Source organism: Robertmurraya sp. GLU-23, assembly GCF_052983275.1.
This window is the reverse complement of the sequence record NZ_JBRKCV010000010.1, coordinates 163945-173364: the sequence shown is the minus strand read 5'-3', so window position 1 is coordinate 173364 and position 9420 is coordinate 163945. Positions and strand designations below refer to the sequence as shown.

9 protein-coding genes and 2 riboswitches are annotated in these 9420 nt (G+C 35.9%); of the genes, 6 read left to right on the top strand and 3 right to left on the bottom strand.

Translation table 11 applies throughout. The features are described from left to right. Positions 1-70 precede the first annotated feature (70 nt). From ACVBAX_RS16455 to ACVBAX_RS16435, 5 genes are all read left to right on the top strand, one after another. A complete protein-coding gene (locus tag ACVBAX_RS16455) occupies positions 71-340 on the top strand; it encodes a hypothetical protein (RefSeq protein ID WP_447117977.1) in 270 nt (89 codons plus the stop codon). Between the two features lie 517 nt (positions 341-857). Next, positions 858-1694, top strand: coding sequence for an NERD domain-containing protein (locus tag ACVBAX_RS16450; protein WP_447117976.1), 837 nt, complete (start codon positions 858-860; stop codon positions 1692-1694). Between the two features lie 292 nt (positions 1695-1986). Beyond that, entirely contained in the window at positions 1987-2409 is a 423-nt protein-coding gene (locus tag ACVBAX_RS16445) for a hypothetical protein (RefSeq protein WP_447117975.1), read from the top strand. 169 nt (positions 2410-2578) lie between these two features. Further along, the gene (locus ACVBAX_RS16440; protein WP_447117974.1) at positions 2579-3589 is read left to right on the top strand and encodes a diguanylate cyclase domain-containing protein; all 1011 of its coding nucleotides are present in this window, start codon (positions 2579-2581) and stop codon (positions 3587-3589) included. Between the two features lie 68 nt (positions 3590-3657). Further along, entirely contained in the window at positions 3658-4956 is a 1299-nt protein-coding gene (locus ACVBAX_RS16435) for a hypothetical protein (protein ID WP_447117973.1), read from the top strand. A 307-nt stretch (positions 4957-5263) separates the two neighbouring features. On the opposite strand, the gene ACVBAX_RS16430 is transcribed toward ACVBAX_RS16435, so the two are convergent. From ACVBAX_RS16430 to ACVBAX_RS16420, 3 genes are all read right to left on the bottom strand, one after another. Then, positions 5264-5806: a competence protein ComK gene (locus ACVBAX_RS16430; RefSeq protein WP_447117972.1), complete on the bottom strand. Its 543-nt coding sequence runs from the start codon at positions 5804-5806 to the stop codon at positions 5264-5266. Positions 5807-6271: 465 nt separating this feature from the next. Then, positions 6272-6742 carry a sigma-70 family RNA polymerase sigma factor gene (locus tag ACVBAX_RS16425; protein WP_447117971.1) on the bottom strand — a complete coding sequence of 157 codons (471 nt, stop codon included), beginning with the start codon at positions 6740-6742 and terminating at the stop codon, positions 6272-6274. 371 nt (positions 6743-7113) lie between these two features. Next, positions 7114-7203: riboswitch (cyclic di-GMP riboswitch) on the top strand. Between the two features lie 518 nt (positions 7204-7721). After that, entirely contained in the window at positions 7722-8180 is a 459-nt protein-coding gene (locus ACVBAX_RS16420; RefSeq protein WP_447117970.1) for a hypothetical protein, read from the bottom strand. 314 nt (positions 8181-8494) lie between these two features. Further along, positions 8495-8577, top strand: a riboswitch (cyclic di-GMP riboswitch). A 70-nt stretch (positions 8578-8647) separates the two neighbouring features. Here ACVBAX_RS16420 and ACVBAX_RS16415 point away from each other — a divergent pair. After that, the gene (locus tag ACVBAX_RS16415; RefSeq protein ID WP_447117969.1) at positions 8648-9388 is read left to right on the top strand and encodes a hypothetical protein; all 741 of its coding nucleotides are present in this window, start codon (positions 8648-8650) and stop codon (positions 9386-9388) included. Positions 9389-9420: the final 32 nt, after the last annotated feature.

The following is a 9420-nucleotide window of genomic DNA, read 5'->3' as shown; positions in this document are numbered from 1 at the left end:
TAGTAGTATTTAAAGGACCTAGTAATCGGATGAAGGAATCATTATTACAAAGTTAAGGAAATAGAGAGTATTGGCAAGTAACATTTTTAATTGCCGTTTAATACAATTTTTACTTGCCAAATACAGCTTAGATGACTATGTAAAGAAAAGACTAACAGATGACGAAGCGAGGAATATAATGAAAGGGTTGCTTGGGAAAACTGAGATTGCACAAGTGAAAAGCTTGCCAAGAGAGGATAGAGATAGCATTCTTCGGAAGGTGAAGAAGATTGATGGGATCTCTCAACGACAAATAGCTAGGGTGTTGGGAGTGTCAGCAAATCTGGTGTTTAAGGCGTGAAATGGGGATAAATTCCTTGTCCTAATCTACGTGTTGAGATTCTTTTTGCAAGTATTTACATGAAGTTTGTGTGCCAAAAAATATACAAACTTTGGACTGAATTTTCCCTCATAGGATTTGTTTTTCATTAAACAGGTAGAATATTTTAGTGCTATTTGAAGCATTGGAACCGTCCCTGTGTTTTCTTCTATACTCATAGTTCCTCCGGAAGTTGCGCTATTTATTTAGGTTTATTTTACCACTTTTTTTGTGCGCCGGTGAGGATATTTTCCTAGGTGTTATTATGATGTCTCGAAAATTTACACAAGGAAAGACAGGGGGACAGGTACCTTGACTCGATGCTAGGTAAAAAATTCATTATAGGTTAAGATTTGCAAGTTCAAATACCTATAATCTGTTGGAGGGCCTTTTTTTATAAAATATGTGAAATTATCCACATAAATATTATTTCACTAAACTTAATGGTAAAATTATGAAGGGGTTAATCCTAACATCTACATAGGGAGGAAATTCTTAAATGAAAAAAGGGGTCATTATAGTACTAGCCATTATCGTGCTCTTACCTATACTACTTTTTTTAGCACCGACCGTAATACCTTTCATACTACTAGCTGGAATGATCATGCTGAATAAAAATTATCCAGTTATCAAAGGTGCTATAGGTGAGAGGTATGTAAATAGATTACTAAATAGACTTGGATCTAAATATAAAATATATCATGACCTTTATGTACCAAATGGGGAAGGTGGAACTAGCCAAGTGGATCACTTAGTTACATCGCCGTATGGGATCTTTGTAATTGAAACGAAACATTATCAAGGATGGATATTTGGTAGGGAGGACAAGAGGTATTGGACTCAGACAATCTATAAACGAAAAGAAAAATTTTACAATCCAATATGGCAAAACTATGGTCATATTCAATCAATAAAAAAATACATAGATAAAGAGGATTTCGAGTCGATCTACTCTATCATTGCCTTCTCCCAAAAATCCACTTTAAAATTTACAGATGATTTTAAATCAGCTAGGGTTATCCAATTCGCACAATTAACAAAAGTAATCGCGGAGTGGAATGTTCGGAAGATTAGCGATTTAGAATTGAGAGAGATCAATCAAGCGCTAGAAGGACTAATAATTGTGGATAAAAAAGAAAAGAAACAGATAAAGAATAAGCATGTTGCAGAAATAAAAAGTAACCTTAAAGAAAAGGTACTGAAAGAAAAAGAAGTCAGTAAGCAAAATGTCTGTCCAAAATGTGGTGGAGAGTTGTCTCTGAAGAAAGGGAAGTATGGATCTTTTTACGGGTGTAGTAACTTTCCAAAATGTAGGTATACAAAGCAGGTTTCTTGAGGAAGCACTGGAACCGTCTCTACGCTTACTGGGTTAAATTTACTATAAGAACTTTAACGCAGTGGTAGTTCTTATTTTATTATTTATCCTATTAGAAAGCATTGGGACGGTTACTATGCTTTCCTCTTAGTACAGGGGATGGCATTGGATTGGGAGAATAGTATGTCAGCGACTACCAGACAATTACCATAAAAGATCACTTTTTTTATTGAATAAAACTAACCTTTTTCTTCATTTATCTATATATGTACTATGATAGGTAATTTTTATAGATGAAAGGATTGAGGTTTACGTGGCAAAATACAGAACGGTGCGTGTTGATATTTGGAACAATCCAAATGTACTTGAGAAGATGACTCCGGAGGATAAGTATTTCTATTTATATCTACTTACTAATCCACAAACTACTCAGATTGGAATCTATAAAATTACAAAAAAACAAATGGCTTTTGATTTGGGCTATTCGATTGAAAGTGTTCATTCATTAATGGATCGATTCACGGATCATCACAAGCTAGTACGATACAATCCTGAAACGAGAGAACTAGCCATTAAAAGCTGGGGGGAATATAACCTTTACAAAGGTGGAAAAGCAGTGATGGACTGTGTTATTTCCGAATTACTAGAGGTGGAGGATTACTCATTGATCCACTATGTCGCGGTGTCTATTAAACAACAGGAAATACTAAGTTTATATGAGTCTTTTTATAATTAAACTACGCGGGGACAGGCACCATGTCCCTTTGAGAATTTATCCCTATTCCTGATTTTGGGGCAATGAACCTGTCCCCGTGGACTCCCATATGCTATAATTTTGCAGAAGAATGAAGCTGTATTTGAATGGTTCTTGTCTTCACTACAACCCACGAACAGGAATGACATCTATGATTGGCAATGAATTAATCCATCGTAGAAACATATTATTATTCACCTTAATGGCTGCTTTTTTCACTATCCAAGTAACGATTAATATTGTTATTGAAGGATTAACAAGTGTATTCCCACCAGCTTTTTTATTCATCACTGTGGGTGTTCTTTTGTTAACAATGATTCTTAAGAAAGTAAATCCAATAGTGATCATGTATGTAATGATCACCTGTACATATATCTACTTTTATTATCTTTTGACTGATTCTTCGTACCTAGTCAATTACTTATTTATGTGGTTGGGCCTTCCTCTAAGTGCTATCTATCAAAGCTATCGAGTGGTGTTACTAGCTTTTACAGGCTCGATGATAATAAACTATTATTCTTTCTTTTACCTATATGAGGAAATATTCCCGAACGTCGTAAAGGGGGATTTTGTCTATCTCGTTTTGTTTGGCGTATTTTCTACGGCTTTTCTTTTAACATTTATTCATATGACTCTCCGGTTATGGAAGGAAACAAAAGAGGCAAATGATAAGCTTCAGGTAATAGCCTATCATGATCCATTGACTGGGGCAGCTAATCGGTTATTGCTTAAGCAGAAGTTTGACCAACTAAAGGAGTCAAAAGTCGATTCTATCGCGCTATTATTCTTGGATATGAATAAGTTTAAAAACATAAATGACACATATGGTCATGATGTAGGGGATCAATTGCTGGCGAAGGTTGTATCAAGGGTAAGAGGAGAGCTGAGGGAGTCGGATTTACTCTGTCGATTGGGTGGAGATGAGTTTGTGATATTATTATCGAATATAGACCAAAAAGAGTTAATAGGGGTAACGACACGAATTCAGTCCTCAGTGGATCAGCCGCTGAGCATCAATAATCATACGATACAAGTTTCTGCAAGTATCGGTTCGTCCTATACAACAGAAGTTTCCTGTGTTGATCTAAATGCTATGATTAAAGAAGCGGATGGAGATATGTACATGGAAAAGAGGAAAGGGACGCGGGGACAGGCACTGTGACCCTATTTAGTATAGAGCGGAGGGACAATGGACCTGTCCCTCCGTCTCATTGAAGTGAGGAGATTTGTATGAAGAGCATACGTATACCGTACTATTATGTATTTATCGCAATTGTAATATCAGTTGCTGCTTTTATTTCAGTGGAAATCTATCCATTCCAATCCACAGCCAATTTATTGGTTTTTATTGTTACGATTATGTCTCTTGTAATCTCTTTTATTGCTTTTATTATTGCGATGAAAACTTATATATCTATTGATAGTGTAAATGTCATCTCTCAGATGGAGGGAAATGTATTAGAGAACGAGAATTATGTGGCATCTCTAACAAGTCTTTTAAAGGAATACAATATGCAGGATTCAAAACAAGTTGGGGCAAAGATTTTTCGAAGTTTAACTACTCGTTTTTCAAAGGAATCAAAGACAGCGATTGAATTTGCTTCAAATTTACAGTACTTCATTGATTTAATTGTCTTTTTTCCTTCTCTTTTTCAGTCATCTGATGAGAATAAAGAAGAAAATGTTAAGAATATGGAGAAAATCCTACAGCTTATTGATAAAAGGAAAGAGGCTTTGCTTTCGATAAGTACGGGGAATATGATATTAATTGAAGAAACCGTGAAGCTCATTAAATATGTCATTAGTTATCAACAACTTATTCATTCAAAAGAGTATAACGTGACTTCCTCCCTGCTAGAGGTGAGGGGCACGATGTTAAAGAACTCAGTGACTCAAACGGTGTATTATAATTACTTAGGCTTGTTTTATAATAAAAAGGCGATGTATGTCCTCCGCAAACGACTAGGTTATGAGAATGAAGACTTCTTTGAAATTGATATATTAAAGGATATTCACCAGCGAATCCATACATTAGAAGGAGAAGAAATAGAGCTCTATACGATGTATTTAATAGAGTCCAAAAAAGCCTTTCAGAAAGCTTTAGAAAGCTGTAAAGAGGATGTCATGTGGGAAGGTTTTATTAAGTATAATGATGCAAGGTCCACCTTCTTTCTTCAGCTTATCCAAAAGGACTATAAGGGAACAGACTGGTTACCTATGATGAACGAAGCCATTATTGCAAGAAGTCGTCTTAATATATTAATAGGTGATATCCTAGACCAAGATAGAAAGAGCCATCTTCAAGAATCGTTTATATACCAAGAGTACTTAGCACGGTTGGTGAAGATCAATCTTCAACTTGCCCAAGGAGAGGATATTACAGATACTACGCAAAGGGTGAAGCATGAAGCCCCATTGTATAAAGGATTAGAAAATGAACGACACATCAAGACTGTCTATACGAAGAACTTTGATAAGATTAGAAACTATCAAATACTAATAGAAGGCTATTTAAATAGAATTAGGTAAGGTTATTGGGACATAGGGACAGGCACTTTGTCCCTTTTCGAATTACTCCTATGTAAAGAGAGGCTATTCATATGTTTTTTTCAAAGAAATGTTACTTCTGCAAAAGGAAAACGAGACAATACACGAAATATCTAGTCTCTACAAAGAAAATCTATTGTTGTTCGTTATGTAAAGAATATGCAGAAAGAAGAGCTTTTAAACGAGTATGATTGATGATTGTGCATAGAAAAGGTCAACCCAAAAACAGGTTGACCTACCGTTATGTAACTCATTAAGAATTCAATCAAACGTTTGATTGAAAATCATTTTATTTTTTCCGCTTTTTAGGATTACTCCCTGGCTTTCTCTTATTTGGATCCAGTATCATCAACATCGAACTTTGATTTTTCCCCATTTCAGTTGTTATGTTTCTGAGCTGCATGGCATTTTGTAGCTTGGTGTTAAAGGCTAAGATCGAGCAATGGATAATGAGAGTGGTACCATTTGAGAATTCTATGTATGTTTTCTTCTTGTAGCTCAGGGTACGAACAATATGTACAGGGTTAAACCAAATCGTGGCGTCATTCTTGGCTGATTTGTTAGAGAATAAGCAAATTCTTTGAATCGGGTTAATCATAACAGGTGGCATATGAATTTCACCACCAAGAATCCATTTAGCTGAAGACATAGCTCCTTTTAAATCATAGCCAATACATTTAATGCTATTTTCTAGTATATGGAGAGGGGAATCATCTATGAAGAAGGTCTTTTCCAGTTCTCTAACAATGGTACATAGCTTTCCATTTCGATCATAAACACCATACATGTAAAGAGTATTCGAATTAATAATATAGCAATCTAATAATACCAAGATTCTCAGCTCCCTCAGCTTTCAAATTATATACGGTTAACGTACCCCTAACTGTTCTTAACAATACCTCCTTTACATTTAGAATCTTCCCCTTGTATGTGATTATATGAAAAAAGAACTAGAATTAAATACCTGTTGTCAGGATCTCTTCCAAGACAAATTTGTGAACCATGGGGACAGGTCCATTGTCCCACTAGTGAGTAGAGTTTGGGAGCTTTGACTTGGTTAGTGTGTGAGTAGTAATCAAGGCTTTTGTGATAAAAATCACCTCCCTACCCACAGGTGGATAGGGAGGTATTGAAAGTAATCTTTGTCATATAAAGGGAGGCTTGAACAATATTTAAGTCATTCAGTTAGCTATTCAATACTTTAAAGGGATAAAGCTCTTGCTTTTTTCATTTATGATTATGGTTATAACTTTGTAGGTAAAGCATTAAGAAAGAGTTGGGACAGTCAACCTGTCCCTCAGTCTCTTTCCCTCAGTCTCTTTCTCGCTCCTGATCGCCAGAGCTTAACCGCTGATAGTGAAACGTTCTCGATTGTCGCAATCTCTTTAACTGTAAAGCCATAGATCACGGTGTACATAAGCCATTTTTTCTCTTTTTCTGTTAATCCGTCACAATCAAGTTCTTCCCATTCAAATGGAAGTTTACAGGATAAGTCAGGGATTAAGTCCCAATTTTCATCATCTACGCTTACATTATGTTCATCATACTTGTTTCTCTTGGTCATCTCAGTTTGGAGGTGGCCTTTAATATAGGAATATGCAAAAGAGGAAAAAGCGCCACGTTCTCGATTATACCGTTCAGCAGCTTGCCAAAGTGCAATTAATCCTGTTTGGAAGAACTCCTCTCTGTTTTTATAGATTCCTAGTGTCAAAATAATTTTGTGAATCATAGGCTCATATTGTTTTACGATTTCATTAAACTGTTCCACAAGCTTTCCCTTTCAGGAAGCGCGCTACCATTTGTATTCCCGGGTAACCTCACAATAATGGAAGGTAAGACCTTGTTCCAATCACGGAAAATGGAGTTGGTTACTAAAAAAAGTGTTGAAATATCAGATTTCGAAGAGGAAATAAAGATAAACGGAATAAATGTGCTCTAAATTTATAAAACTAGGGAAAAAGGGGAACATGGGGACAGGTAATGTGACCCTAGAGGTGTAGCGAGGCGTAGGGGTACTATAACATGGCTTAACCCCGTGTAATAATATTTCATAAAAATATAGGTACTAGGGACCTTTCCCTATAAAAAAGCCTTGCCAAGTGGTTAAATTATCCTATAATAGTCTTGTAACCATAAATCGTACGATAATGGCAAAACCATTGAAAGATGGTGACGCAAAACTATAGGGGCTAAGATCATTTTAAGTGATTATGCTTGCCAGTTTCCGAATACGGACTCTTACGATTTATAGAAAATCTAAAGGAGAGTTTTATGGGACTAAATAGTCGGATAGTAAAAATAAAAATGAAATGGCACACCGCAAGACTATATTATTATATGTGTTTATCAGACTGCTGTTTGGATGCAGGCATACAGGGAGAAATAGAGGGAAAGATTATGTATTATAGAGAGAAATTAAACGAGTCGATTAATATCTAGGGACAGAACCAGGGGACAGATACAGTGTCCTATTGTTTTGGATTAGAACAATTGACGAAGAAACGAATCAATTGCTTTTCATAGAAATGCCATTTTAGCTAAAGAGAAGCGAAGTAATACATAGATTAAGAAGGTTTTCTGTTGTTTTATATGGATATTACTGGGAGTTTGAGTTTCCAAAGGGGCATTAGTTTCATAGTGGAGAGGGACAAAAAAATTCAATCAAACATTTGATTGAATTTTTACTTTTTATTCAACGGTTCATTCATCAAAAGTGAACCAGTTTCAAAAGTATGGGTTTTCGTACATCACCATAGCCAAAGGCTTAATAAGTTACTCTCTCCTAAACCACGGTAAATAATAATATTCCATATAGAACTTGCGATTAATAGAAGGCCAGTTACATCAAGAAGCTTCTTTGACTTAGTTAAAATATTGGGAAGTTTGTCATGGTAATATTTTTGTTTAAGTCTATCAAGGTTTTTATCTTCATCAAAATTTTCATCACCATTTGCCATTGCTCTATTATAGTCCCTACTCATTTGAAACATGATCTTTGGAAAAGCCTTTAAAAAAGTAATTAACATTATTACATACATCAAAGAAATAATCGCTGATAATATTAATTGAATTATTATAATAATGGTAGATTCCTGAGAGTGAATGTAGTTTACGAGCCCCAATTCTAAAGAAATAAAGGGTAGTGTCAATAATGTAACGCCTCCCTTAATGACATAGGAAAAGATAGTAAATAAAAGTTCTAGCATGTTAATTCTCCTTCTTTTAATTCATGTACATAAATTACCCCCTCTTATAATACTAACAATTAACTTTTTTCTCTATATTAATATAGGATAAATATACTAATGAATTAGAAGTTTATTTAATAATAAGAGGTAACAACTCTACTCACTGTTTAAGAAGGCTCACATATAGAGAAAAATCTATTACTAACTGTCTGGCAAAACAGCATATGTGGCCATTTTCAGAATATGGACTCTACAAATAATATTAGTTCCCCTGAAGATCCGTATTGAATCTTAGTTATTTTATGGTAAAATAATCCTATAACTTTAAGACTATACGATAATGGCAAACCTATTGAAAGGTAGGGACGCAAAACTACGGGCCTAAAGCAAAAGCTATGGTAGCCGAGTCGCCGAAGTAGATGGAGATAGCATTCTGGGGATCCACCTATTTAGGTGGATCTTTTAACTTTTTAGGAGGGTGAAGGATGGGGTTTTTAAGAGATTTAGGTAAGTTTTCAGGGAAAGCTGCTGGATTCGTTGTTGGAGGAGCCGTTAATGTAGTTGGTGATGTGACGGGAAGTAAGTTTATTAAGGAAGTTGGAGAAGGAGTAAAGAAGGCGTCTGAATTTGCAGGAGACACTTTAGGGCAAGTGGCTGATGGAGCGTGGAATACTACTACTGGAATGATTCAAAAGGATGATCGAAAAGTAGAACAAGGTTTAAATGATATAGGTAACTCTGTGTCACGTACAGCAAAGGGAGTATATGAGACAGCAAAGGGAACGTACCACAATGGCAAAGATGTCTATGAAGGCTTCAAATATAATGACGATGAAAAAATTAAAAGTGGTGTGAAGAATATAGCTAAAACGGTTGCTGTTGGAGCATTAGCTGTGGGAGTCGTGGATTTAGTAGATGGTGTAGATGTTGGTGATCCAACTGGAAACCAGCAAAACCTCGCTGATGGAAGTGTGGATACAAGTAACGTATCCAGTCATACTGGGGAAGTGCAAGTCGCTTCCAGTTTAGAAACATCGGAAGACCCAGGAGTTCATCACGTGAAACCTCATGAGGTAAGTGGATATTCACGTGCGGATGGTACATACGTGGAAGGGTACACACGTGATGGAGACGGAATTCCAAATACACAACTAACAGAGGAGCAAGGTGGCGGATACCTAAGAACAAACGCTGATGGGAATATTCAGAACAATTTAAATTCATAATGATGGGAAATGGGGACAGGTACACTGTCCCT

Excerpts from the sequence above, each read along its gene's own strand:
- ACVBAX_RS16440 (WP_447117974.1), top strand. The coding sequence starts at position 2,579 with ATGATTGGCAATGAATTAATCCATCGTAGAAACATATTATTATTCACC.
- ACVBAX_RS16420 (WP_447117970.1), bottom strand. The coding sequence starts at position 8,180 with ATGCTAGAACTTTTATTTACTATCTTTTCCTATGTCATTAAGGGAGGC.
- ACVBAX_RS16415 (WP_447117969.1), top strand. The coding sequence starts at position 8,648 with ATGGGGTTTTTAAGAGATTTAGGTAAGTTTTCAGGGAAAGCTGCTGGA.
- ACVBAX_RS16450 (WP_447117976.1), top strand. The coding sequence starts at position 858 with ATGAAAAAAGGGGTCATTATAGTACTAGCCATTATCGTGCTCTTACCT.
- ACVBAX_RS16435 (WP_447117973.1), top strand. The coding sequence starts at position 3,658 with ATGAAGAGCATACGTATACCGTACTATTATGTATTTATCGCAATTGTA.